Annotated in this window: 22 protein-coding genes; 15 read left to right on the top strand and 7 right to left on the bottom strand. The window is 37.6% G+C overall.

The annotated features are described in order from the left end of the window. Nucleotides 1-51: 51 nt before the first annotated feature. From H3Z82_RS11110 to miaB, 6 genes are all read right to left on the bottom strand, one after another. Nucleotides 52-327, bottom strand: a complete 276-nt coding sequence (locus H3Z82_RS11110) for a co-chaperone GroES (protein WP_182205713.1) — start codon at nt 325-327, stop codon at nt 52-54. A 170-nt stretch (nt 328-497) separates the two neighbouring features. Beyond that, nucleotides 498-848, bottom strand: coding sequence for a preprotein translocase subunit SecG (secG, locus tag H3Z82_RS11105; RefSeq protein ID WP_182205581.1), 351 nt, complete (start codon nt 846-848; stop codon nt 498-500). 3 nt (nt 849-851) lie between these two features. Further along, a complete protein-coding gene (locus tag H3Z82_RS11100; RefSeq protein WP_182205580.1) occupies nt 852-1,799 on the bottom strand; it encodes a tetratricopeptide repeat protein in 948 nt (315 codons plus the stop codon). Between the two features lie 9 nt (nt 1,800-1,808). Further along, nucleotides 1,809-2,315, bottom strand: coding sequence for an LPS assembly lipoprotein LptE (lptE, locus tag H3Z82_RS11095; RefSeq protein ID WP_182205579.1), 507 nt, complete (start codon nt 2,313-2,315; stop codon nt 1,809-1,811). Between the two features lie 28 nt (nt 2,316-2,343). Next, entirely contained in the window at nt 2,344-3,615 is a 1,272-nt protein-coding gene (locus H3Z82_RS11090; protein WP_182205578.1) for a sigma-54 interaction domain-containing protein, read from the bottom strand. A 68-nt stretch (nt 3,616-3,683) separates the two neighbouring features. After that, entirely contained in the window at nt 3,684-5,126 is a 1,443-nt protein-coding gene (gene miaB, locus H3Z82_RS11085) for a tRNA (N6-isopentenyl adenosine(37)-C2)-methylthiotransferase MiaB (protein WP_182205577.1), read from the bottom strand. A 165-nt stretch (nt 5,127-5,291) separates the two neighbouring features. Between miaB and H3Z82_RS11080 the strand changes: the two genes are divergently transcribed. The 8 genes from H3Z82_RS11080 (at nt 5,292) to H3Z82_RS11045 (ending at nt 16,330) form a co-directional block, all read left to right on the top strand. Further along, nucleotides 5,292-6,074 (top strand): hypothetical protein, encoded by a 783-nt coding sequence (locus H3Z82_RS11080; protein ID WP_182205576.1) that lies wholly within the window; start codon nt 5,292-5,294, stop codon nt 6,072-6,074. Between the two features lie 484 nt (nt 6,075-6,558). Continuing rightward, on the top strand, nt 6,559-9,060 hold the full coding sequence (gene topA, locus H3Z82_RS11075; protein WP_182205575.1) for a type I DNA topoisomerase: 2,502 nt from the start codon (nt 6,559-6,561) through the stop codon (nt 9,058-9,060). Nucleotides 9,061-9,063: 3 nt separating this feature from the next. Then, entirely contained in the window at nt 9,064-10,230 is a 1,167-nt protein-coding gene (locus tag H3Z82_RS11070; RefSeq protein WP_182205574.1) for a formimidoylglutamase, read from the top strand. Nucleotides 10,231-10,401: 171 nt separating this feature from the next. Then, nucleotides 10,402-11,772, top strand: coding sequence for a T9SS ring complex lipoprotein PorK/GldK (gene porK / locus H3Z82_RS11065; RefSeq protein ID WP_182205712.1), 1,371 nt, complete (start codon nt 10,402-10,404; stop codon nt 11,770-11,772). 62 nt (nt 11,773-11,834) lie between these two features. Further along, on the top strand, nt 11,835-12,479 hold the full coding sequence (porL, locus tag H3Z82_RS11060; protein ID WP_182205573.1) for a type IX secretion system motor protein PorL/GldL: 645 nt from the start codon (nt 11,835-11,837) through the stop codon (nt 12,477-12,479). Nucleotides 12,480-12,529: 50 nt separating this feature from the next. Then, nucleotides 12,530-14,068 carry a type IX secretion system motor protein PorM/GldM gene (gene porM / locus H3Z82_RS11055; RefSeq protein ID WP_182205572.1) on the top strand — a complete coding sequence of 513 codons (1,539 nt, stop codon included), beginning with the start codon at nt 12,530-12,532 and terminating at the stop codon, nt 14,066-14,068. Between the two features lie 69 nt (nt 14,069-14,137). After that, nucleotides 14,138-15,037: a type IX secretion system ring subunit PorN/GldN gene (porN, locus tag H3Z82_RS11050; protein WP_182205571.1), complete on the top strand. Its 900-nt coding sequence runs from the start codon at nt 14,138-14,140 to the stop codon at nt 15,035-15,037. A gap of 252 nt (nt 15,038-15,289) precedes the next feature. Then, the gene (locus H3Z82_RS11045) at nt 15,290-16,330 is read left to right on the top strand and encodes an NAD(P)/FAD-dependent oxidoreductase (protein WP_182205570.1); all 1,041 of its coding nucleotides are present in this window, start codon (nt 15,290-15,292) and stop codon (nt 16,328-16,330) included. Between the two features lie 44 nt (nt 16,331-16,374). Here H3Z82_RS11045 and H3Z82_RS11040 read toward each other — a convergent pair whose 3' ends face one another. After that, a complete protein-coding gene (locus H3Z82_RS11040; RefSeq protein ID WP_394368108.1) occupies nt 16,375-16,680 on the bottom strand; it encodes a DUF983 domain-containing protein in 306 nt (101 codons plus the stop codon). 182 nt (nt 16,681-16,862) lie between these two features. Here H3Z82_RS11040 and H3Z82_RS11035 point away from each other — a divergent pair, with 182 nt between their 5' ends. From H3Z82_RS11035 to H3Z82_RS11005, 7 genes are all read left to right on the top strand, one after another. Beyond that, nucleotides 16,863-18,770 (top strand): ABC-F family ATP-binding cassette domain-containing protein, encoded by a 1,908-nt coding sequence (locus tag H3Z82_RS11035; protein ID WP_182205568.1) that lies wholly within the window; start codon nt 16,863-16,865, stop codon nt 18,768-18,770. Nucleotides 18,771-18,777: 7 nt separating this feature from the next. After that, the gene (locus tag H3Z82_RS11030; RefSeq protein WP_182205711.1) at nt 18,778-18,960 is read left to right on the top strand and encodes a CPXCG motif-containing cysteine-rich protein; all 183 of its coding nucleotides are present in this window, start codon (nt 18,778-18,780) and stop codon (nt 18,958-18,960) included. 41 nt (nt 18,961-19,001) lie between these two features. After that, nucleotides 19,002-20,318, top strand: coding sequence for a DUF2851 family protein (locus tag H3Z82_RS11025; protein WP_317172448.1), 1,317 nt, complete (start codon nt 19,002-19,004; stop codon nt 20,316-20,318). Between the two features lie 39 nt (nt 20,319-20,357). Next, nucleotides 20,358-20,585, top strand: coding sequence for a PspC domain-containing protein (locus H3Z82_RS11020; RefSeq protein ID WP_129016647.1), 228 nt, complete (start codon nt 20,358-20,360; stop codon nt 20,583-20,585). 294 nt (nt 20,586-20,879) lie between these two features. Further along, entirely contained in the window at nt 20,880-22,952 is a 2,073-nt protein-coding gene (locus tag H3Z82_RS11015) for an amino acid carrier protein (RefSeq protein WP_182205567.1), read from the top strand. An 8-nt stretch (nt 22,953-22,960) separates the two neighbouring features. Continuing rightward, nucleotides 22,961-23,848 (top strand): ComEA family DNA-binding protein, encoded by an 888-nt coding sequence (locus H3Z82_RS11010; RefSeq protein ID WP_182205566.1) that lies wholly within the window; start codon nt 22,961-22,963, stop codon nt 23,846-23,848. Between the two features lie 16 nt (nt 23,849-23,864). After that, nucleotides 23,865-25,031 carry an acyl-CoA dehydrogenase family protein gene (locus H3Z82_RS11005; RefSeq protein WP_182205565.1) on the top strand — a complete coding sequence of 389 codons (1,167 nt, stop codon included), beginning with the start codon at nt 23,865-23,867 and terminating at the stop codon, nt 25,029-25,031. Nucleotides 25,032-25,080: the final 49 nt, after the last annotated feature.

Below are 25,080 nucleotides of genomic sequence, written 5' to 3'. Positions count from 1 at the left end.
ATTGATTTATTTTAAATGAGATTTCCACCTTTGCGGAAATGACTTAAATAATTAGATGATTGCAAGAACATCACTCTCACGCATGATCAAATAATCTTTGCCTTCAAGCTTTAACTCTGTTCCCGCATATTTACCGTAAAGAACGGTTTCTCCAACTTTTACAGTCATTGGATTTTTTTTGGTGCCAGCACCAACGGCCACAACTTTGCCTTTTTGAGGTTTTTCTTTAGCGGTGTCTGGAATAATAATTCCTGAAGCAGTTTTTGTTTCAGCTTCAACTGGCTCAATAAGAACACGATCTGCCAATGGCTTAATGTTTAATCCCATAGTTGTATTTTTTGTTTTAATCATGCCAAAGCATGAGGGTTAATTAATTTTATTTATTGAATTAGGTAGATGCGAAAAATGTGCCACGGGCTGCGGACTGACAAAGTTTCAGTAACAAAAAAATGCCAACAAAATTTGTTGGCATTTTAAGTATTTTAAGTCGAACTTATTTAATTGTTCGTCGTGTCAATTGGCGTTACTGCATTATCTGTGGCAGGCGCAGTTGGTGCAGGAATACTTGTGGCAGCTTCAGTGTCTAAAGCCTTAGATTCTGTTGTACCGGTTGCACCATCTATAGTGATATTTGATACTAATATCAAAACCAATAGCACTGTTGCCAAAACCCAAGTACTTTTATCCAAAAAGTCGGTTGTTTTTTTAACACCACCTAATTGCTGATTGCCACCGCCACCAAAAGACGAAGACAAGCCACCTCCTTTAGGGTTTTGAACCATGATGACTACCACCAATAAAAATGATACGATGATGATAAGAACTAAAAATATTGTAAACGTACTCATGTGCTATTTGGTATTATTTTCTTGTAATTGTTTTACTGCTTTAATTTGGTCTGCAAAGAAACTACTTTTTTCTGGATATTTCAAAATTAAAATCTTATAAGATTGAATTGCTTTTTCATAGTTTTTCTGCTCTAAATAAATACGGGCTAGGGTCTCTGTCATTAAGCTATCGTTCTTTACCAGCTGGGTCTGTGCCAAGTTAATGGAAGAGGTCTTTTGCTTAACCGGAGAGATTTTAGGGTTGGCCGTTATAAACTTATCTATAATATCTAATTTTTTCTCGAGTCCAGTTTCCGGTTTGGGCGCTTGGCTAACGAGGTGTTCAGATGGTGTTTCTGATATGGGGTCTTCCGCCGTTCGTTCTATGGGTTTAAAACTGGTCATCTTTAACCATTGCGCAAACGAATGGGTTTCGTTTTTGTCAAAATCCAAAGGTTTGCCAATATTCAATTGCTCTTCAGGAGTGGGTTGAATGTTTTTGACATCCACGTCAATTATTTCAGCCCCTTTCTCTAGAGGAGTAGTGGCCTCAATTGGTGTTTTCTCTTGAAATAACTCAGGATCCAAAACGCCTTCAGTGTCTTTAATGTGCTGTTTTAGGGCGTCATCTATTGTTACGCTTTTATGAACGGAAATATCATCAGCATCCTTGACCTCAATCCCTTTCAGTAATTCTGTATTCTGCTTGATCAGATTCGATATTTCGTTTTGGTTGAATTCCTCTGAAGTTATAAAATCAAATAAAATACTTCTATCGGTGGTGTAGGCCGCAGTAACTCTTAGCTCTTGATTGTACTTAAAACTTCCTTTAGATTTCAAACCTTTTAAATGCAATGCTCGTGCTGACTGAAAATATGGATACTCCGCAACAATCTCTCCTACCATGGTAGTATGCCCGTCGGTAAGGTGCTCAGGGTGGGCAAGTAGATATGTAAATTCCTGTTTGTTCACTTTATAAAGTTACCATTTGCCGAGGGTGGCATTTAAAATATCTTGTGTTATCCGTTCAAGAATCTCAGCAATGGCTGTGTCTTTCTGTGCACCTACCAATTGCGCCTGTCCCGGATAATCATAAAAGAAAGAAAACTGTTGGTTCAAATCGTTATCTGGATTGTTCCGCTCATAATATCTTACCCGTACACCAATGGTCAAACGGTTTTGTGCAGCAGTATTGTCAGCTGTGGCAGTGGTTGGGGAAATACGGTATTCTGTGATTTCACCTTCATAGGTTATGTCTCCTCCCGAAGTGACTAATTGCAAACTGGTTTGATTTTGAATTAAATCAGCCAATGAATTTGTAAACGTGCGCTCTAAACCTGGTTCAATTAAAGGCGCCTCATTTTGAAAATAATTCACCTGATAGGTTCTGGTTCCGGCGGGTAATGAGATTCCCGTAAATGAGTAATAGCCACAATTATAAAATAAACCAAGACTAAAGATAAGTATTAAAATTTTGAACTTTTTCACTTAGGTGTTTTTATTGTATAACGTTGGATTATAAATCGAATTGTTTGATTTTTCTATATAAAGTGCGCTCACTGATACCAAGTTCGGCAGCGGCCAATTTACGTTTTCCTTGATGACGCTCCAATGATTTTTTAATCAATTCCAGCTCCTTGTCGTGTAAGGATAAAGTTTCTTCTTCTTCAACTTCTTCTGCAAAATGGTACTTATCCGTTGCAGCCGATTCATCAATTGCGTCAGAAAGCTGACTCATTTTTTCAGGAATGGACAACACTTCCATATCTTCAATGGTCTCTTCGTAATCTTCCGCTTCATCATCGCCATAAATCTTCTGGATCAAACTTTCATTTTTCTTTTGAACGTCATGAGCATTCTCGTTTTTCATGAGTTCCATGGTGAGTTTTTTCAAATCGTTCAAATCGCTCTTCATGTCAAAAAGTACTTTGTAGAGGATTTCACGCTCACTGCTAAAATCGCTATCACTTTTTGAAGTCCTGATCACCGCTGGAAGGTTATCTCCTTGACTTGGTAAATACCCTTTTAAGGTTGTAGCATTTATGGTTCGGGTATGTTCCAAGACTGATATTTGTTCCGCAGCGTTTCGCAACTGCCTAATATTTCCATTCCACCGATGTTTTAATAGAACATCTACCGCTTCATCTGTCAATTTGATGGTTGGCATCTTATATTTAAGAGCAAAATCACTGGCAAATTTCCGAAACAATAAATGAATGTCGTCCTTACGCTCGCGTAATGGTGGTAAGTGGATTTCTATAGTGCTTAATCTGTAATACAGATCTTCACGAAATTTTTCCTTTTTAATAGCCTCAAACATATTGACGTTGGTTGCAGCTACAATTCTAACATCTGTTTTTTGGACTTTACTGGAGCCTACTTTTATGAATTCGCCATTTTCCAAGACACGGAGTAACCGGACCTGAGTAGTTAATGGGAGTTCGCCTACTTCATCTAAAAAAATCGTTCCACCATCGGCCACTTCAAAATAGCCTTCACGCGTATTTGTAGCACCTGTAAATGCACCTTTTTCATGACCAAAAAGTTCACTATCAATCGTTCCCTCAGGTATCGCGCCACAATTTACCGCTATATATTTTCCGTGTTTACGGTGTGATAGCTGATGTATGATTTTTGGAATACTCTCCTTACCCACGCCACTTTCGCCAGTGACCAATACGGAAATGTCTGTTGGTGCAACCTGAATCGCTTTTTCTATGGATCGGTTGAGTTTTGGGTCATTCCCAATAATTCCGAAACGTTGTTTTATGGCTTGAATTGATTCCATTAAAGAATTAAATATTTAGTGTTAAAAAAGAGGGTGTTATATTTGTCATAGGAACTGAAAGATTGTTGTTAATTGACCGCGTAACCAATGGCCTCCCCGATCAAGGTGGCACTGGTGCAATCCGTCACCTTTACATTTACCAGGTCACCAATATTATAATGTTCTTTAGGGAAAACCGCCACTATGTTTTGTGAGGTTCTTCCAGACCATTCGGCATCTGATTTTTTCGATTCTCTCTCAATCAAAACCTCAACAGTAGTATTCAAATAAGCTTTTGTTCTTATCTCACTGTGCTGTCTTTGCAGTTGGACGATATCATCTAAGCGCCTTTTTTTGACTGCCTCAGGAACATCATCTTCCATTTTACGTTCGGCTAAAGTTCCAGGGCGTTCTGAATAGGTGAACATATAACCAAAATTATATTTCACATACTCCATTAAACTTAAGGTGTCTTGATGGTCTGCCTCGGTTTCTGTTGGGAAACCGGCTATCATATCTTGAGAAATTGCACAGTTTGGAAGAATGCGTCTGATATTATCAATCAGTTCGAAATATTCTTCACGCGTGTGCAGCCTGTTCATTGCCTTTAGAATTCGGTTGCTGCCACTTTGCACTGGCAAATGAATATGGTCGCAAATATTATTGTATTTTGCCATGGTTTCAATAACATCCAAGGTCAGGTCTTGTGGGTTGGATGTTGAAAAACGAATACGCATTTTAGGCTGTGCTTTTGCACATAATTCCAATAGTTTGGCAAAATTAACCGCTGTAGCTTTTTGAATCTCGCTGGCTTTTTCAAAATCCTTTTTCAATCCGCCGCCATACCATAAATAACTATCAACATTTTGACCTAATAATGTGATTTCTTTATAGCCTTTGTTCCAAAGATCATTGACCTCTTCTAATATACTTTGTGGATCACGACTGCGTTCACGTCCGCGAGTAAATGGTACCACACAAAACGTGCACATATTGTCACAACCACGGGTGATTGAAACATATGCAGAAACACCATTAGTGTTTAATCTGACCGGTGAAATATCTCCATAAGTCTCGTCTTTACTTAAGAGAACATTAATGGCCTCCCTGCCATCTTCCACTTCTGACAATAGATTAGGAAGATCTTTATAGGCATCAGGGCCAACAACCAGATCTACAATTTTTTCTTCTTCCAGTAATTTGCTTTTCAAACGTTCCGCCATACAGCCTAAAACGCCAACCTTCATTTTTGGGTTGATGCGTTTTACCGCATTGTATTTTTCCAGTCTTTTACGAACGGTTTGCTCTGCTTTATCTCTAATTGAACAGGTGTTTACCAAAACCAGATCTGCCTCTTCTAAAGTCTGAGTCGTGTTGTAGCCTTCTTTAAAAAGGATGGCAGCCACAATCTCACTGTCGCTAAAATTCATGGCACAGCCATAACTTTCAATAAAAAGTTTCCGTGTGTTTTCTGATTTTTGTTCGAGTACGAGAGTTTTTCCTTGCTGGCTTTCGTCAATAATTTTCTCCATAAGTATCTTGAAACGTCTGTTGCTGGGTTTTTATCTTAGCTCAAAAAGCAACTGCAAAGATAAGATTAATTTAATCATTGTGACAAAGTGACAGTGTATAAAAATGTTTTGATTATGTTAAAAATTTATGGTTTCTTTGATTTGAATCTACTAAAAATACAACCAATGACAGTTTCAGAATTTAAGGCAAAAGTAAACAATGCGAAAGATTTGGATTTTGGAACTATTATTAATCAATCTATTGAGTTATTTAAGAAAAGTTGGCTACAAGGTTTCCTGATGCAATTGTTTGTCATGATCATGATGTTGCCATTTATGATCATATTATATGTGCCGTTCATCCTCACGCTTATTAATCAATCAGATTCGGGACAATTGGATCCAAATTTAATGGATGGTTTTTTTGCAGGGTTTTCAATAGTTTATGTTATTTTCTTTATGGCAGGTGTATTGGTCATTGCAGCCATTCAAATGGCACTCCATGCAGCTTTTTTTAGGATTTTGAAAAGTTTGGATGAAGGTCGTGAAGTGAAAACTTCTGATTTATTTTACTTTATGAAAGGGCAATACTTTGGTAAAATAGTATTATTAATGCTAGTTGCCATTTTAATTGCAATCCCCGCAGGCTTATTCTTCTATATCCCGTTGATCTATGTGCTTGTGCCAATATCGTTTTTTACAATAATCTTCGCTTTCAATCCAGAATGGTCTATTGGCGACATAATTGGATCCGCTTTCCGACTGGGGAATAAAAAATGGATATTGACATTTGGGCTGTTTCTAGTGTCATATGTAATAATCATGATGTTGACGATGATGACCTGCGGACTCGGAAGTTTCTTTGTTGCGTCGTTCATGTATCATCCTACCTATTATATATATAAAGGAGTCGTCGGTTTTGACCAATTGCGTGAATTGGACAAGATTGGACAAGGTGAAATCTTCTAAACCGTCACCTATACCATACCTATTCAATGTTATAATGCCACGCAGCAAGTATTTTAGCTTTATTGTGATTTAACCCTATGATTAATTTGTATCATTTTCGCGGTAGGATTTATAAACAGGCCTATAAAATGGGCAATGAATAAGGTTCTATGCAGCATGACACTATAAATTTGATGTTTAATGAATGAGTTGTTTTACTGGCCGTTATTATGGTGTGATGGCGTAAATAATCTTATACATGCCAAGATCATCGCAAATAGGTGAGTTATATTGAAGTTTCAAAGAAGCTCATGTCTTGCAATTAGGCCGCTTGCCTGTTTATAGGAGGTGTTACAAAATTATATTGCATGCCTTAATTGATTGAATCTTCAGGCTTTTCTTATTCTTTTTTTTCTCGTTTAACCGCAGATAAATAGGGTTAAATTTATTAAACTAGGTTGAATAATTATTTTTCATATACATTTGTACCCACAAAAAAATTAATATGGTGAAGAACTTAGTAATTGTCGAGTCCCCTGCGAAGGCTAAAACTATTGAAAAATTCTTAGGAAAAGAGTATAAGGTAGAGTCCAGTTTTGGACATATTGCCGATTTACCTTCAAATGAGTTGGGCGTTGATGTTGATGGCAATTTTAATCCGAAATATGAAGTTTCTAAAGATAAAAAAGCAGTTGTAAAAAAACTGAAAGACTTAGCAAAAAAAGCCAGTACGGTTTGGTTGGCGAGTGATGAGGATCGGGAGGGTGAGGCTATAGCCTGGCATTTGGCGGAAACCTTGAAGTTGGATAAAGCAAAAACCAAACGTATTGTTTTTCATGAGATTACCAAAACAGCCATTCAGAAAGCAATTGAAAATCCGCGTGATATTGACTACCATCTCGTAGATGCACAACAAGCACGTCGGGTATTGGACAGGATTGTGGGCTATGAGCTGTCTCCCGTATTATGGCGCAAGGTTAAAGGCGGACTTTCAGCCGGTCGTGTACAGTCGGTTGCAGTAAGGCTTATCGTAGAACGGGAAAGAGATATTCAAGAATTCAAACCTGAAGCATCATACAGGATTGACGCTGAATTTTCCAATGAGGAAGGACAAAGCTTCAAAGCTAAGCTCCCTAAAAATTTTGCGACTAAGGAGGAAGCCTATAAGTTTTTGGAATCGAATGCATCAGCCAGCTTTAAAGTAGCTGAATTAGATAAAAAACCAGCTAAAAAATCGCCGGCAGCACCATTTACAACGTCTACTTTGCAACAGGAGGCATCGCGTAAGCTCTATTTTTCGGTTTCCAAGACTATGACCATGGCGCAACGTTTGTACGAAGCCGGTTTGATTACTTATATGAGAACAGATAGTGTTAATTTATCTGATGAAGCGCGTAAAGGTGCACAAGCAGAAATTAAGGAAGCCTATGGTTCTAAATATAGCAAACCACGTAATTATAAGGGTAAATCAAAAGGAGCCCAAGAAGCGCATGAGGCTATAAGACCTACTGATTTTTCCGTACATAACGTTACAATAGATAGAGATCAGGCCAGACTTTATGATTTGATTTGGAAACGTGCCATCGCCTCACAAATGAGCGAAGCAGAGTTGGAGCGCACCAATGTGAAAGTCAGTGCATCAACCCATAAGGAGTTATTTACTGCTAATGGTGAAGTCATCACTTTTGATGGGTTTTTGAAAGTGTATTTGGAAGGCACCGATGATGAAGACTCTGAACAAGACGGGATGTTGCCAGCAATGAGAACGAATGAAACTCTCATGAACTCCTATATTACAGCCACTGAACGCTATACCAGACCGCCATACCGATTTACGGAAGCATCTTTGGTAAAGCAATTGGAAGAACTGGGTATCGGACGTCCATCTACTTATGCGCCAACCATATCCACTATTCAGAATAGAAATTATGTTGAGAAAGGGGCTGTAGAAGGTGTTGAACGAAATTATACGCAATTGACCCTAAAGGGTGGTAAAGTAAAAGATAAGGAGCTGACTGAAAAAGTTGGATCAGATAAGGGGAAGTTGGTTCCAACTGATATTGGAATGATTGTTACCGACTTTTTAGTGAACCATTTTGGAAGTATTTTGGATTATAATTTTACGGCAAAAATGGAGGCTGATTTTGACGAAATAGCTGAAGGGAAAGAGGATTGGAAAAAAATGATGAAGGATTTTTATAAAGACTTCCACCCGCAGGTTAAGGATGTACAGGAAAATGCTGAACGAGAATCTGGTGAACGCATCCTGGGCAAAGATCCAAAAACAGGACGACAGGTGAGTGTGCGTTTGGGTAAGTTTGGGCCAATGGTACAGATTGGAACCGTTGATGATGAAGAAAAACCGTTGTTTGCGAGTTTATCTCCCGATCAGCAGCTGTCCAACATCACCTATGAAGAGGCGATGGATCTTTTTCAGCTGCCAAAAACATTGGGAGAATATAAAGGAGAGACGGTAGAAGTAAATAACGGCCGTTATGGACCTTATGTTAAATATGGTGATAATTTCGTATCGCTTCCTAAAGGCATGGAAGCTTTAAACGTTGAGCTTGATTTGGCAATTGATCTTATTAAGGAGAAGGAAAAAGCAGACGCTCCTATATATATGTATAAAGATTTACCGGTACAAAAAGGTAAAGGACGTTTTGGGCCTTATATTAAATGGAACAATATGTTCATTAACGTTAATAAAAAATATGATTGGGATAACCTATCTGAGAAGGACATCGTACAATTGATAGAAGATAAAATTCAAAAGGAAATAGACAAGGTTATTCATAATTGGGAGGACGAAGGTATTCGTGTTGAAAAGGCCCGTTGGGGACGTCACAATATTATTAAGGGTAAAACCAAAATTGAATTGGCAAAAACCGTGGACGTTTCAAAATTGACTTTGGAGGATGCAAAGAAGATGATTGAAGCAAAGGCGCCCAAAAAGAAAGTAGCCAAAAAAGCGACCAAGAAAAAAACAACCACAAAAAAGAAGTAATCCATGGCCTTTAATTTTTTGTCGCCAGTTTCTGATGAGGTTTTAGCTCATAATGAGCTATTGTCTCCACAAGCATTAGGTAAGAAGTTGAGAATCCATTCCAACCAGAATGGTATTCCCGATCTCGATAATGTAAAGATTGCCATCATTGGCGTTCTTGAAAATAGAAACGATGTCAATTATATGGGTTCTGACGTACAGTTGGATAATATAAGAAAGGTCTTGTACAATTTGTTTCCGGGCAATTGGCATACCAATTTGGCTGATTTAGGTGATATACTAAAGGGCGATAGTGTTGAAGACACTTATTTTGCCCTTCGTACCACAATTAATATTTTGCTCGAGAAGCAGATCATACCGGTTATTTTGGGTGGAAGCCAAGATTTGACCTATCCTAATTATAGAGCTTATGATGGTGTATTGCCCATGGTCAACATCGTGAATGTAGATAGTAATTTTGATTTAGGAGATTCTGCCCTACCTATTAAGAACAATAGTTATTTAGGGAAGATCATTTTAGAGCAACCTTATAACTTGTTCAACTATTCAACCGTAGGTTACCAAACCTATTTCAATTCGCAAGACGAAATAGACTTGATGGAGAAACTGCATTTTGAAGCTTATCGATTAGGAGAAGTCTCAAATGCCATAAATTTAGTGGAGCCTGTTATGAGAGATGCCCACATTGTGAGTGTGGATCTGAAGTCGGTAAAAGCTTCAGAACTGTCTTCACAACAAAAGTTTTCGCCAAACGGTTTGGATGGAAAGGAGATATGTGCCATTGCAAGATATGCAGGGATAAGTAATAAGGTGTCATCTTTTGGCGTTTATGAATATCAGCACTCAAAAGAAGATCATGTTACGGCAATGCTTGTGGCGCAAATGTTATGGTATTTTATTGAAGGTGTTAACTGTAGGGTTCATGAAGATCCTTTAAATGATGCTATAAATTATCAGAAGTTTAGCGTTCTAATTGATGATGATGAGCTCATTTTTTATAAAAGTATTAAAACAGGTCGCTGGTGGATCGAAATTCCATTTTTACCAGAGGTCAATAATAAATTAAAAAAACACACGTTATTACCTTGTATGCATGAGGATTACAAGGAGGCTACACAAGGGAAAACGCCCGAGAGATGGTATAAAGCCTACAGAAAGAATAGTTTTTAATTGGTTTCACAAACGCTCGTTTCCTCGATGAAACGCATCCTTTTTGGGATGAAATGCAAAAAAAATGAAAAAAAGATTGTTTTTTAAAAAATATATAGATATGTTTACTCCCTCAAAAATATCTAACTGAACATTTAAGACTAAATAATTTAACCTCGAGTTTATATGAATATGAAGAAGTTCGCTTTATTAACCGCTGTTTTAGCTCTATTGGCTAATTGTAATTCTGGAGACAGAGGAGAGCTAGTAGGAGTTAAAGGAAAGAAATGGCATCCAGAAAAACCTTATGGAATGACACTTGTCCCTGGTGGATCTTTCATTATGGGTAAATCTGATGATGATTTGGCTGGAATTCAAGATGCCCCAACCAAGACTGCCACAGTAAGAGCCTTTTACATGGACGAAACTGAAATCACAAATAGTGAATACCGTCAGTTTGTCAATTGGGTGAGAGATTCTACAATTAGAACAAAATTAGCGATCATCGCAGATGATTTTGGTCTGACTCCTGGAGATGGAGGAACGGGAGAATTTGCATTTAAAGATGCTGACCCAGACAACATGACTGTTTATGAAAAGTACATGTATGATAACTATAGTGGTTTAGGCCCTACAGGTTATGAAGGTCGACCGTTGAACAAAAATGTGAAGTTGATTTTTGATACCAACAAATATCCGGATGAGTACTATGCTGAAGTTATGGATACAATGTATCTGCCTTTGGAGGAGTCTTATAATGGACAACGTACTTGGGATGTCAAAAAATTCAAGTTCCAATACACTTATATGGATATCCAAAAAGCGGCCAAGAATAGAAACTTGAAACGTAAAGACGTATTGATTACGGAGGAGGTTGAAATCTATCCAGACACAACCACTTGGATTAGAGATTTTGCTTATTCCTATAATGAACCAATGCACAATGATTATTTCTGGCACGAGGCTTATGGTGCCTACCCAGTTGTAGGTGTTTCTTGGAAACAAGCCAATGCTTTCTGTAATTGGAGAACATTGTATAAGAATGCGCATCAGAAAAGTAAAGGTAAACCTAACGTGAATTCATTCAGACTGCCTTCAGAAGCAGAATGGGAGTATGCCGCTAGAGGTGGTTTGCAAGGTGCAACATACCCTTGGGGTGGTCCTTACGCTATGAATGATAGAGGCTGTTTCTTAGCAAACTTTAAACCATTACGTGGTGATTATGCTGCGGATATGGCGTTGTATACTGTTGAGGCAAAATCTTATGAGCCTAATGATTATAACCTATATAATATGGCTGGTAACGTTTCAGAATGGGTACAAGGCTCTTATGACCCAGCGTCTTATGAGTATATGTCCACCATCAACCCTAATGTCAATGATCCAAATAACCAGCGTAAAGTTGTGAGAGGTGGCTCTTGGAAAGATGTTGCTTATTTCTTACAGGTAAGTTCAAGAGATTATGAGTATGCTGATTCGGCCCGTAGTTATATCGGTTTTAGAACTGTTCAGGATTATATGGGTACAGATATTACCGCGAATGCCGCAACTAACAATAATTAAAATTTTAACAACCAAAACTAAATATTAATCTACTTATTTTAACTTAACTAAAAACAAACATTATGGCACAATCATCAAGAACACGGAAAAGAATAATGGTTATGACTTACGGCTTAGGTGCTGCAGTTGTAATCCTTGGTGCACTTTTTAAAATCATGCACTGGCCTTTCGGAAACGAAATGCTGATCATAGGGTTAGTAACCGAATCCATCGTATTCGCAGTTTCAGCTTTCGAACCTATTGATGACGATCTCGATTGGTCGTTGGTATATCCTGAATTGGCAGGTGGTCAAAGTCAAACCTTAAACTTAAAGAGTGAGCAACCAAAAGATGCTGAAGGTCTTTTATCTAAAAAATTGGATGAATTACTTAAAGATGCAAAAATTGATGGCGAGCTAATGGCAAGTTTAGGAGACAGCATTAAAAACTTTGAAGGTGCGGCAAAAGGAATCAGTCCAACAGTTGATTCTATGGCAGCTACAAGAAAATATGGTGAAGAAATGTCATTGGCTGCTGCACAAATGGAATCATTGAACAGTCTTTATAAGGTTCAAATGGACTCTGCGAGTCGTCAAGCGGCAATTAATGAAGAAGCTGTTGAAAACGCTACTAAGCTAAAAGATCAAATGGAATCCTTAGCGTCAAACCTATCATCATTAAATGGTGTGTATGGTGGAATGCTTTCTGCAATGAACAGAACAAACTAATTAGTAGTTAGTTAAATTTAACCAAATCAACAACTAAAAACTATTTAGAAATGGCAGGAGGAAAATTATCCCCAAGACAAAAAATGATTAACCTTATGTATTTGGTGTTTATCGCAATGATGGCGCTTAATATGTCTAAAGAAGTGCTATCCGCATTTGGGTTAATGAACGAAAGAATTACTGATTCTAATGCATCGGCAACAGTTCGTAACGCTGCATTTATGGAAGGTTTAGCGGCAAAGGCTGAAGAGCAGCCCGCTAAATATCAACCAATTAAAGCAAAAGCAGATGCTATTGATAAACTTTCAACAGATTTCTATTCTTATATAGAATCTGTTAAAGCTGACTTATTGAAATCCGTTAAAGATCCTAAGAATTACGAGGAGATGGATAGAACTGATTTTCTTGATGAGAAATGGTTCACCGGAGACAAAATGACGAAAGCTGGTCAGGAGTTTATAGATAAAATCAAAACTTATAGAGAAGGTGTGACTCAGATTTTGGGTGAGGACAATAAAGATATTCAGAATGATATTGTTAAGAAGTTCTCAACCAATGACGAAACAACTAATGAAGGTATCAAAAAAGGATGGTTGACGTATCACTTTGAAGGCTTCCCAATGGTAGCTTCGTTAACTAAGCTAACGCAAATGCAAGCCGATGTTAAGACCATTGAATCTGAGGTGCTATCCAACATGTTGGCAGGCGAGCAGGTAAAACAATTGTCAATGAAAAATTATTCGGCAATCGTAATTCCTGATAAAACGGCATTCTTTAGTGGCGAAAACTTCAAAGGTAAAGTGGTATTGGGTCGTTTTGACAATACGCTTAATTTTGAGAAGATTGTGATCAATGGTAGAGAATTGGATAATATTGAACAAGGATCAGTCGTGCTCGATTTTCCGGCAGGTGCTGTAGGTGAGCGTGATATTTCTGGAACAATGCAATTTAAGGAAGGTGACGAGATTGTTGAAATTCCTATTACCAGTAAATACGCTGTAGTGCCAAAGCCAAACTCTGCTACTATTTCAGCCGATAAGATGAATGTGGTCTATAGAGGTGTTGATAACCCAATGACTATTTCATTTGCTGGTGTTTCTGATAATAATGTTACTGCTACTGCACCAGGATTGAGAAAAGGATCAGGTGTTGGTAAATATGTGATGAGACCTGGATCTGGAAAAGAGGTAACCATTAATGTTAATGGTAAACTTCCAGATGGTTCTCCTGTAAATGATAAAGCATCATTCAGAATCAAGGATATTCCTAAACCATCGGGTACCATTGCGGGACAAGCTGATAATATTAGCTTACCAAAATCCAATGTGGAAATAGCCACGGTCAACGCTAAACTATTCGATTTTGATTTCGATTTAGATATCAATGTGACCTCATTTAAGATTAAGGTCCCTGGTCAACCAACCGTAACCGTTAACGGGAATAGAATGAATGATCAAGCAAGAAGCGCATTACGTAAGGCGTCCAGAGGTGATGGCGTGCAGATCTTTGATATTAAGTCGGAGATAAAAGGAAATAGCAGTATTAAATTACTCCCTGCATCACCAGTATTTATAGAAATATCAAACTAAATATAATTTAGGAACAGTTATCACGTTACATACATCAAGATATTGATGTCCCAAATAATAATTAAAAAGATGAAATTAAAATATTGTTTATTAACCGTTTTAAGTATAGGGTTGGCAATGAGTTCAGTTGGTCAGACCAATTTGCTCAACGCAAAGACACCTGATGAAATTGGGGTAAAATCTGAAGCCCAAAAAGCATTGGATAATGACAGACCGCTTGAATACGGTTATGTTGATGATAGGGATATCATGTTTTCAAAAATGACTTGGGAAAAAGTTGTTCTTGATGAGCGTGTCAATTTTCCACTCTACTATCCAATCGATACCAATAATATAGGCGCCAATAGACGTTCCTTATTTGACGTTCTTTGGAAAAACGTAAGAGAAGGTAAAATTGAAAATGTTTATGACGATTCTTATTTTACCACTAAACGTCAACCAAGAGATATTCAATCCATCATGTCAAAAGTGGACACTTTGGATATTGGGTACCAGCAATACAATTCAGAAGGATTTGTATCTCCAGAATATATTATCAAAAGAGATATTCAATCTTATGATATCACGGCATACCTTATAAAGGGATTATGGTACTTTGATAAACGTCAAGGCGAATTAAAATACAGACTTTTAGGTATCGCACCAGCGGCACCTGATGTTAACTTTATTGACTCTGATGACGAAGCCAATAAAGAGCCTATTGCATTGTTCTGGGTGTTTTATCCAGAAGCTAGAAATATTCTGCACGAAGCAAAAGCGTTTAATAACAAAAATAGCGCGATGCCGTTTTCGTTTGACCACTTGTTAAACTCAAGACGTTTCAATGGTTATATGTATAAAGAAGAAAACGTTTATGGCGATAGAGAAGTCAGTACTTACGTTGCTGATAATGCACTTATGCAGCTCTTGGAATCTGATCGGATCAAGGATAAGATTAGAGACTTTGAACAAGATATGTGGGCTTACTAAAAAATGGCCAGTCATATAAATATAACGCTCACTTTTTAACAGTGGGCGTTTTTTATTCCCATTAGTGGCTATTTTTAGATTGAGCTTCCTGATTCCTGAACGCATCAAGTCCTGAGTGGTCCATCAATTTGATGTGAGAAATGGGCTTAACTATCTAATTACAACATTCTTGATCTCTAAAAAGAGATCAGGTTAAGCGTGTTTAACGGATTAAAGTTGTTTATAATACTTAAATCATCCTTATTTGATATTATGAAAAAAGTCGATTATATAATTGTTGGTTGCGGTTTGGCAGGAGTTTCTTTTTGTGAAGAACTGCGGACTCATGAGAAATCATTTGTGGTATTTGACGACCAATCTCAGCAATCGTCAGTAGTTGCAGCAGGATTGTATAATCCCGTAGTTTTGAAACGTTTTACGGGCGTCTGGAAAGCTGATGAGCAGTTAGATATGGCGGAGGCATTCTATGCGAGCTTGGAAAAACTATTGGGCGTTCAATTAGATTATAAATTGCCTGTTTATAGAAGGTTTGCTTCAATTGAAGAACAGAATGATTGGTTCAATGCCTCTGACAAACCAGCACTGACAAATTTCTTGTCTTCAACACTCATTAAAAATAAAAACGCCGCAATTGATGCACCTTATGGATTTGGAGAAGTCCACGACACCGGTCGTATTGATACAGCAAAATTGCTAAAACATTATAAACTATTGTTAAAAACTATCAATAGCTATAGTCAAGAAACATTTGATTACTCTTTAATGTCCATTCAAGAAGATCAGGTATGTTATAAAAACATTAACGCTAAATATATTGTTTTTGCCGAGGGCTTCGGGATGGTTAACAATCCTTTTTTCAAAATCCTTCCACTTAACGTAGCAAAGGGTGAGGTGTTGACCATCAAAGCACCTGATTTAAAAATGAAGTTCATTCTAAAATCCTCCGTATTCGTGGTTCCAGAACTTGATGATTGCTATTCGGTGGGCGCTACTTATAATTGGGAAGACAAGACCCAAAATATAACAGAAGACGCCAAAAACGAACTACTCAATAAATTAAAAAGCGTTATTACTTGTGATTATGAGGTTGTCAATCAGGTAGCAGGTATTAGGCCGACGGTTAAAGACAGAAGGCCGCTTGTTGGTACACATTCAGAGCATAAAAACGTGGCCATCCTGAATGGATTGGGAACTCGTGGTGTTATGATTGGCCCTTATGTAGCTAAACAGCTCTATCAACATTTGGAAAGAGGTGGGCTATTGGATGCCGAAGTTGATATCAAACGATTTTAATGTAAGACACTCCAAAATTGGACGTCACAAATACATCAGAAAGGTTAAACACGGTCTTTTGAATCTTGTTTTTTAGCCAACCTCTCGTCATAATTCATGAATAGGTTTATCCATATATTACGTGAAACTCGCATAATAAAAGGCATAAAAATAATAAGCGTCACTATGATGACAATAAATGAAGTGGTCAAACTCAATCCCAGAATTAGAAAACTGATGATAAATGCTGCGACTGAAAAAGCAACTCCAACCCCGTAACTGACATACATAGCACCAAAGAAAAATGAAGGTTCCATACGGTATCTGGTATTGCAATTACTACACCTTTCACGAATTTTTAAGATGTCCATTAAAGCGAAAGGGTTTGGGTTAACGTACATAGATTCTTCATGGCATTTAGGACAGGTACCAGTTAAAACACTATACAACTTACTTCCTTTTTTTATCATGGTAATTGATTACTTTTGCATTTTGAAATAAAAAACAAAATTAAGGTTTTTAAAACCAATGTTTTGTAACAATCCTACAAATAATGCTCAACGTACACAATCTTTCTATTTCTTTTCAGGGCGAATACCTTTTTGAAGATCTTACATTCATGCTCGGTGCTGGCGACAGAATTGGACTTATCGGCAAAAATGGCGCAGGTAAATCGACCATGCTTAAAATTCTATCAAAGGAAATGGAACCAGATTCTGGGCAAATTGCTGCTGATAAAAGTCTAAGTATTGGGTTTTTGAAACAGGACATCGATTTCGTTTTAGGCAGAACTGTTCTTGAAGAGGCTTATGAAGCCTTCAAGGAAATTAAAGAGTTGGAGGCTAAGATGGAGGATATCAACCATCAATTGGTGGAGCGCACCGATTATGAAAGCGACATTTATCATCAACTCATGGTAGATGTAAGTGACATACAGCATCAATATGAAATTAACGGCGGTTATAATTATCAAGGAGAAACTGAAAAGATTCTTCAAGGTTTAGGTTTTAAACGGGAGGATTTTAATAAGCTGACCGATACTTTTTCAGGTGGATGGCGTATGCGGATTGAACTGGCCAAATTATTACTTCAAAATAATGACATCCTACTTTTGGATGAGCCTACCAACCATTTGGATATTGAATCCATTATATGGCTCGAAAGTTTTTTAAAGAATTATGTTGGAGCGGTAGTTATTGTATCGCACGATAAAATGTTTTTGGATAATGTGACCAACCGTACTATTGAAATTTCTCTTGGCCGAATTTATGATTATAAAAAGCCGTATTCTCAATATTTAGTACTTCGGAATGAACTGAAGACTCAGCAATTGGCATCGCAAAAAAATCAACAAAAGCAGATTGAGCAGACTGAAAAGCTTATTGAAAAATTTCGGGCTAAGGCTTCCAAGGCAACTATGGCCCAATCGCTCATAAAGAAATTGGACCGTATGGACCGGATTGAAGTAGATGAGGATGACAACAGTGTGATGACTCTGAACTTTCCAGTTTCAGTGGTTCCTGGTAAAGTAGTGGTTGAAGCGCACCAAATTTCAAAAAAATACGGCGATTTACAAGTGCTTAAAAATATAGACCTGAGTGTTGAGCGCGGTAGCAAAATTGCATTTGTTGGACAGAACGGACAGGGAAAGTCCACTTTAGCCAAGATTATCGTAGGCGAATTGAAACATGAAGGTCATTTAAAACTCGGCCATAATGTGCAAATCGGATATTTTGCGCAAAATCAAGCAGAATATCTAGATGGGAGCAAAACGGTATTAGATACCATGATTGATGCCGCCAATGAGAAGAATAGGAGTAAAGTACGTGATATTTTAGGATCTTTTCTTTTTAGAGGTGAGGAGGCTGAAAAATACGTGCGTGTCCTTTCAGGAGGTGAGCGCAACCGTTTGGCGCTGGCCAAATTGTTATTGCAACCTTTTAATGTTCTGGTAATGGATGAGCCTACCAACCACCTTGACATCAAATCTAAGAATGTTTTGAAGGAAGCCTTAAAACGATTTGAAGGGACTTTAATTTTAGTATCCCATGATAGAGATTTTCTTCAGGGCTTAACTAAAAGTGTGTATGAGTTTAAGGATCAGAAAATCAAGGAGTATTTAGGAGATATCGATTTTTATTTAGATCAGCGTAATGTTGAAAACTTGAGAGAGGTAGAAAAACGCGATGTGGTTAAAGTTGAACCTAAAGAAACCAATAAGCAGTCTTATGAAGATCAAAGGAAATTAAAATCCTTGAATAATAGATTGAGCAATGTCGAAGCCAAGATCAGTCAACACGAAAAGGATATCAAAACGATGGATGTTGCGCTTGCTACTGATTATGATAAAACAGTTGCTGACCCTAAGTTTTTTGAACATTACGAAACAAAAAAGAAAAAACTATCCAAGTTGATGACCGAGTGGGAATCTGTACATGAAGAACTTGAAGCATTGGGCTAAAAAGATCATGGAAGAACATTTTTTTCAATGCCCATATTGCTGGGAAGCTATTTCAATGCTTATTGATTACTCCGTGCCACATCAAAGCTATGTGGAAGATTGTGAGGTATGCTGTAATCCGATTCAAGTAACCCTATCGATTTCTGAGGGTGAACTCGTAGATTTCAATGCAGAAAATATTGAACAGTAACTTTTTTTTAATCGCCACTTCTTCCGTCTAAAAATTTCAGTGTGTTACATGTTAAAGTGATGCGTAAATGTCTTATTTTTAGGGATATGCAAGAGGCTTTTCTACATTATGTTTGGCAATTTAAAAAGTTTGATACCGCAAAGTTGAAAACAACGGCTGGGGAGGCTATTATATTGCATAACAACGGGCAGCATAATTTAAATAGCGGCCCAGATTTTTTTAATGCACAACTTGAAATAGATGGCCAATTATGGGCGGGCAACGTTGAAATCCACATAAAGTCAAGTGATTGGTATGTGCATAATCATGAAGTGGATGCCGCGTACGATAATGTCATCTTACACGTAGTGTTTGAGCATGATACAAATGTTTTTAGAAAGAATAACACCATTATTCCCACTTTGGAATTGAAGCATGTGATCCACGACAATGTGTTCAGAAATTATCAAAAGCTCCTAATGTCACCACATAAATGGATCAAATGCGAACCTGATTTTGCTGAGGTTGATGATTTTCTGATTTCCAATTGGCTGGAACGGCTTTATATTGAGCGGCTTGAGCGAAAATCAAGTGGCATTGAGAGCTTGTTAATGTCGTCAAAAAACGATTGGGAAGGCGTGTTGTTTAAACTATTGGCTAAAAACTTTGGACTAAAAGTAAACGGAGAAGCATTTTTCAGTATGGCCACTTCTTTCGATTTTTCAGTGGTCAGAAAAATACAATCGCAACCGCTTCAGTTGGAAGCCTTGTTTTTTGGGCAATGTGGATTGTTGGATGTCGAGGTCGAAAATGGTTACTTTCAGAGTCTATCCAATCAATATCAATTTCTAAAACAAAAATTCAATCTTTCTAATATGAAAGTCATTCCGCTAAAGTTTTTCAGGTTGAGACCCCCAAATTTTCCCACTATCAGATTGTCGCAATTGGCGATGCTATATTACGAACACGCTAACTTGTTTACAAAATTAATGACTGCAGAAACCATTGAGGATTTATACAGATTATTTCAAGTTAGCACGTCTGAATTTTGGCAATCACATTTCACTTTTGAGAAATCATCGCACGATAGAAAAAAACCGTTAACTAAAAACTTCATTGACTTATTGTTGATCAATACCGTCCTTCCATTAAGATTTTCTTATCTGCAACATCAAGGTAAAAATGCTTCGGAATCTTGTCTGATGATGGCCCGAGCAATTGCTTCAGAACAAAATTCAATCATCAAAGCTTTTAATAATTTGAAACCTGTTTCAGATTCTGCCTTGACCTCTCAGGCATTGATTCAACTTAAAACAGAGTATTGTGACAAGAATCGGTGTATGAGTTGCGCCATTGGCAATTCACTTTTAGTAAAATAACAACTAAGTTTATTAGATAAAAAATCAGTAATTTGCAGCATGAACATTTTCTATAGGTCTTTATTGTATTTTCAGAAGCGAGGCTATTACGTATGTCAACGTATTGCAGACCGATTGGGGATTAGGGCCAAAGTGGTTAGAACGTCGTTTATGTACCTCACCTTTGTAACACTCGGTTTTGGATTTGCCCTTTATCTATTTATCGCCTTCTGGATGCGAATTAAAGATTTGATTTATACCAAGCGTTCTTCTGTCTTTGACCTATAATTGAGATTCAGCTTGAAGCTGACCCTTCCAAATAGCACACTACCTTTTATGATATTTCATGACTGAAGCGCAGTTGAAATTCGTTTTTATTTCTGTCAGTAGGTTTTAATTCTTACAGATTCTCGATTCTTGGAACCGTCTATTCATCAACCATTGAGATTTATATCGAGAATATAAACTTATACATAGATGGTTCTGTTTTCATTTTAACAACCAAATCTTTATAAAATCATTTTTTTTTAGCATCTTGTGATGGTTTTTGACCACGTATTATTAACTAACTAAAATCCACTTATGAAGAAGTATCTTCTTACCCTATTTAGTACATTATTGCCAATTTTATTTTTCGCCCAAGATTTTGAGATAAAAGGAGAGGCATTTAATCCATCTGACAATATTAATGATGGAATTATTAAAGTAACTGTCTCCGGCGGTGTTCCACCTTACTCTTACCGATGGAGTAATCAGAGTACACCTTTAAACTCCAATGAAGCTACTGGGTTAACTGAGGGAATTCCATACTCGGTTGTCGTAACGGATGCAATAGGGGATACAAAAACAGTGGTATACACGGTAAAGACCCAAGCAATAACCGAAGTGTTTAATGGTACAATGACCCCTGCAGTAGCTACTTTAGGGGCCGTTTTATTTTGGGACCCATTTGCCACGGTCGGAATTTATGACCCTGTTGTCTATGCGGATGTTAAGCCAATTGGTGTTCCGGATTGGTCCAACGAAGTAGATAATAAATATATTCTTAAAAAATGGCTTCAAGCAGAGGGGGCTCATGTAACTAAGGACACGCCCATTGCAATTATAACAGACAAAAATCAAAATGAAATTACCGTAAACGCTTCTGCAAGAGGATCTTTGAAACATCTCACTGCTGAAGGCCAAGTAATTTATAACTCTGAAAATCAAAAGCATGTGATTGAGCAAGGCGCCCATTTTTTTGGTGAAATTGTTTATGATAAGCCTTTGGTTTTAACACACCCTAATGGTGATCCTTTGACAAAACCAATACCTTTTATTGTTATATGGTTGGTTTTAGGAGCTTTGTTTTTTACTCTGAGAATGGGTTTTATCAATTTTAGAGGGTTCAGACACGCTATTGATTTGGCGAGAGGTAAATATGACGATCCTGAAGCGCCCGGTCAAGTCACACACTTTCAGGCTTTGGCTACAGCGGTTTCAGGTACGGTGGGTCTTGGTAATATTGCCGGAGTGGCAGTTGCAGTCTCGTTGGGTGGAGCAGGAGCAACATTTTGGATGATTGTTTGTGGGCTGTTAGGAATGTCCACCAAATTTGTGGAATGTACTTTAGGTGTAAAATATAGAGATATCTTACCCGATGGCCGCGTGTTTGGTGGTCCGATGAACTATTTACGATATGGGCTTGAAAAGAGACAAATGAAAGGTCTTGGTAAAGTTCTGGCTGGATTGTTTGCAGTTTTAGCTGTTGGTGCCTCTTTTGGAGGTGGCAACATGTTTCAGGCCAACCAATCTTTTGAACAATTGGCTGGTCAATTTCCAATGTTGGCAGGTCAGGGTTTTTGGTTTGGAATCGTAACAGCTATTTTGGTAGGTGTGGTAATTATTGGTGGAATTAGCAGTATTGCTAAAGTAACAGGTAAGGTAGTTCCTATTATGGCTTCTATATATATTATTGCAGCAGTAGCCGTTATTATCATGAACATTCAAAATGTAGGTCCTGCATTTGCTGCTATTTATGACGGCGCCTTTAATGCATCAGCCCTAAAGGGAGGAGTCATTGGTGTTTTAGTTATTGGATTTCAACGTGCGGCATTCTCTAATGAGGCCGGTGTTGGATCGGCAGCAATAGCTCATAGTACAGCAAAGACCAATCATCCGCCATCAGAAGGATTTGTCGCTTTATTAGAGCCATTTATTGATACAGTGGTGGTGTGTACGTTAACCGCCTTGGTGTTGATATTTACTGGTATGCACGAAGTGGAAGGTATGGCTGGTGCGCAATTGACCTCTGACGCTTTTGGAAGCCAAATTTCCTGGTTCCCTTATGTGTTGGCTTTGGCCGTTTTCTTATTTGCCTTTTCAACCATGATTTCATGGTCATATTATGGTATGAGAGCCTGGACTTACTTATTCGGAAAAAGTAAAAGAATCGAATTCATTTATAAAATGTTGTTCTTGGTTTTTGTGGTCATTGGTGCTTCCGTTAGTTTAGGTGCCGTTCTTGATTTCTCTGATATGATGATTCTTGCTATGTCTTTTCCTAATATTATCGGATTGTACATTATGTCAAAAGAAGTCAGGATTGATTTAGATTCTTATGTTAAAAAACTAAAAGCAAATTTGCTTTTTAAAAGGCAGGAGCCTAATAAATAAAAAACAATATGGCATATAAGTCCCATTTCAAGTTTTCTAACAGTCAACGGAATGGGATTTTTTTGTTGGCCATACTCATCATTGTTTTTCAGTGTATTTACGCTTTTGTCGATTTTTCTTCGGAAAGCGTACAGGCTGATAAAATAGCTTTGGAAAGGTTTCGACAACAAGTCGATTCGCTAAAAAGAGCAGAGATAGATAAGAACACCCCGAAAGTCTATCCGTTCAATCCAAATTTCATCACTGATTTTAAAGGTTACACGCTCGGGATGACTACAGAAGAGATTGACCGCTTATTGCAATTTAGGGAAAAAGAACAATGGATCAATTCAGTCCAACAATTTCAAGAGGTGACCAGAGTTTCAGATTCTTTACTGGATGTTATTTCGCCATTATTTCAATTCCCAGACTGGGTGACCGATCCAAAGCCTAAAATGAATTGGTCAGATAATTCTAAGAATCCATCAGGAGATAGCCCTAAAACGTATGACCAAAAAATCGACCTAAATAAAGCCTCAGCCCAAGAATTGCAAAAGGTCAATGGCATTGGTGAAAGACTATCTGATAATATCGTCAAATATCGAAATAAGTTTAACGGAGGATTTATTTCTGAAATCCAACTCCAGGATATCTACGGGTTAACACCAGAAGTGATAGAGCGTATCACCAATGATTTTGCAGTAAAAACACCTCGACATGTAGAAAAGATAGATCTTAATACTGCTACAAGAGACCAACTGGTTACAATTCAGCATATTGATTATGAGATTGCACATTATATCATTGAGCAAAGAACCTTGAGAGATGGATTCAAATCATTTGATGAACTATTGAAAGTTAAAAAGTTCCCAATCCGAAAATTCGAGATAATTAAGTTATATTTGACCCTAAATTAAATGAAAAAGAAAATATATGAACAGCATGTACTTCACCGAAGAACATCAACTTTTTAGACAAAGTTTACAGGATTTTTTAAAGAAGGAAGTCGTTCCTCATATTGATAAGTGGGAAAAGACAGGCACCATTGAGCGCTTTATTTGGAAAAAATTTGGTGACATGGGCTTCTTCGGAATCAACTACCCTGAGGCTTATGGAGGTATGGATCTCGATTTGTTCTACACTGTAATTTTTCTTGAAGAGTTACAAAAAATTAATTCTGGTGGCTTTGCAGCGGCCATGTGGGCACATGCATATCTTGCTATGACGCATCTCAATAAAGAAGGTAGTCATGAAATTAAAGAAAAATATTTAGCACCAAGTATTACAGGAGATAAGATTGGCTGTTTATGTATTACGGAACCATTTGGAGGAAGTGATGTTGCAGGCATGCGGACCACAGCTGAAAAGAAAGGAGATACTTATGTGGTTAATGGTTCTAAAACTTTTATCACCAACGGTATTTATAGTGATTATTTAGTCGTTGCTGCTAAAACTGATCCTGAGGCTGGCCATAATGGTATGAGTATTTTTGTTATGGATAGAGATACGCCAGGCATCTCAGCTACCAAACTGGATAAATTGGGATGGAGAGCGTCTGACACTGGAGAAATTGCCTTTGACAATGTCATTGTTCCTGCCAATCAACTTATGGGAGAAGAAGGTAAAGGGTTTCCGTACATCATGCAACATTTTGCTTTGGAAAGATTAATTATGGGAATCAATTCTCATGCAAGAGCAGAATTTGCACTCGAATATGCCGTTCAGTATATGTCTGAACGCACTGCTTTTGGTAAAACCATAGATAAATTCCAGGCCTTACGCCATAAAGTAGCGGATTTCTATACCGATATGGAAATATGCAAAGAATTCAATTATTCTGTAGCATATCGCTTAAACAGAGGAGAATATATGGTGAAAGAAGCCACAATGTCCAAGTTGCATTCTACCAAAATGGCTGATGAGGTGATATATGGTTGTCTTCAGTTTTTGGGTGGATATGGGTATATGGAAGACTATCCGATGGCGCGATTGCTTAGAGATAGCAGATTGGGCCCCATCGGAGGCGGCACTTCTGAGATTTTGAGAGAAATCATCGCCAAAATGGTGATTGATAAAAAGGACTATAAACCGGCCACGTAACTATATTGATCAGCATTTTTGGCGAAAATTCATTCCAATTGCGCCAAAA

This window comes from Gelidibacter maritimus, from assembly GCF_014062315.1.
Lineage (GTDB): Bacteria > Bacteroidota > Bacteroidia > Flavobacteriales > Flavobacteriaceae > Gelidibacter > Gelidibacter maritimus.
The sequence above is the reverse complement of the archived record's forward strand: the minus strand, read 5'-3'. Positions and strand labels throughout refer to the sequence as shown.

Bases quoted from the DNA above. Each gene is read 5' to 3' on its own strand.
- porM (WP_182205572.1), top strand. From the start codon at position 12,530: ATGGCAGGAGGAAAATTATCCCCAAGACAAAAAATGATTAACCTTATG.
- H3Z82_RS11035 (WP_182205568.1), top strand. From the start codon at position 16,863: ATGCTCAACGTACACAATCTTTCTATTTCTTTTCAGGGCGAATACCTT.
- H3Z82_RS11045 (WP_182205570.1), top strand. From the start codon at position 15,290: ATGAAAAAAGTCGATTATATAATTGTTGGTTGCGGTTTGGCAGGAGTT.
- H3Z82_RS11020 (WP_129016647.1), top strand. From the start codon at position 20,358: ATGAACATTTTCTATAGGTCTTTATTGTATTTTCAGAAGCGAGGCTAT.
- H3Z82_RS11110 (WP_182205713.1), bottom strand. From the start codon at position 327: ATGGGATTAAACATTAAGCCATTGGCAGATCGTGTTCTTATTGAGCCA.
- miaB (WP_182205577.1), bottom strand. From the start codon at position 5,126: ATGGAGAAAATTATTGACGAAAGCCAGCAAGGAAAAACTCTCGTACTC.
- porN (WP_182205571.1), top strand. From the start codon at position 14,138: ATGAAATTAAAATATTGTTTATTAACCGTTTTAAGTATAGGGTTGGCA.
- H3Z82_RS11090 (WP_182205578.1), bottom strand. From the start codon at position 3,615: ATGGAATCAATTCAAGCCATAAAACAACGTTTCGGAATTATTGGGAAT.
- H3Z82_RS11080 (WP_182205576.1), top strand. From the start codon at position 5,292: ATGACAGTTTCAGAATTTAAGGCAAAAGTAAACAATGCGAAAGATTTG.
- H3Z82_RS11005 (WP_182205565.1), top strand. From the start codon at position 23,865: ATGAACAGCATGTACTTCACCGAAGAACATCAACTTTTTAGACAAAGT.
- topA (WP_182205575.1), top strand. From the start codon at position 6,559: ATGGTGAAGAACTTAGTAATTGTCGAGTCCCCTGCGAAGGCTAAAACT.
- porK (WP_182205712.1), top strand. From the start codon at position 10,402: ATGAAGAAGTTCGCTTTATTAACCGCTGTTTTAGCTCTATTGGCTAAT.
- secG (WP_182205581.1), bottom strand. From the start codon at position 848: ATGAGTACGTTTACAATATTTTTAGTTCTTATCATCATCGTATCATTT.
- H3Z82_RS11070 (WP_182205574.1), top strand. From the start codon at position 9,064: ATGGCCTTTAATTTTTTGTCGCCAGTTTCTGATGAGGTTTTAGCTCAT.
- porL (WP_182205573.1), top strand. From the start codon at position 11,835: ATGGCACAATCATCAAGAACACGGAAAAGAATAATGGTTATGACTTAC.
- H3Z82_RS11040 (WP_394368108.1), bottom strand. From the start codon at position 16,680: ATGGACATCTTAAAAATTCGTGAAAGGTGTAGTAATTGCAATACCAGA.
- H3Z82_RS11030 (WP_182205711.1), top strand. From the start codon at position 18,778: ATGGAAGAACATTTTTTTCAATGCCCATATTGCTGGGAAGCTATTTCA.
- H3Z82_RS11015 (WP_182205567.1), top strand. From the start codon at position 20,880: ATGAAGAAGTATCTTCTTACCCTATTTAGTACATTATTGCCAATTTTA.
- H3Z82_RS11010 (WP_182205566.1), top strand. From the start codon at position 22,961: ATGGCATATAAGTCCCATTTCAAGTTTTCTAACAGTCAACGGAATGGG.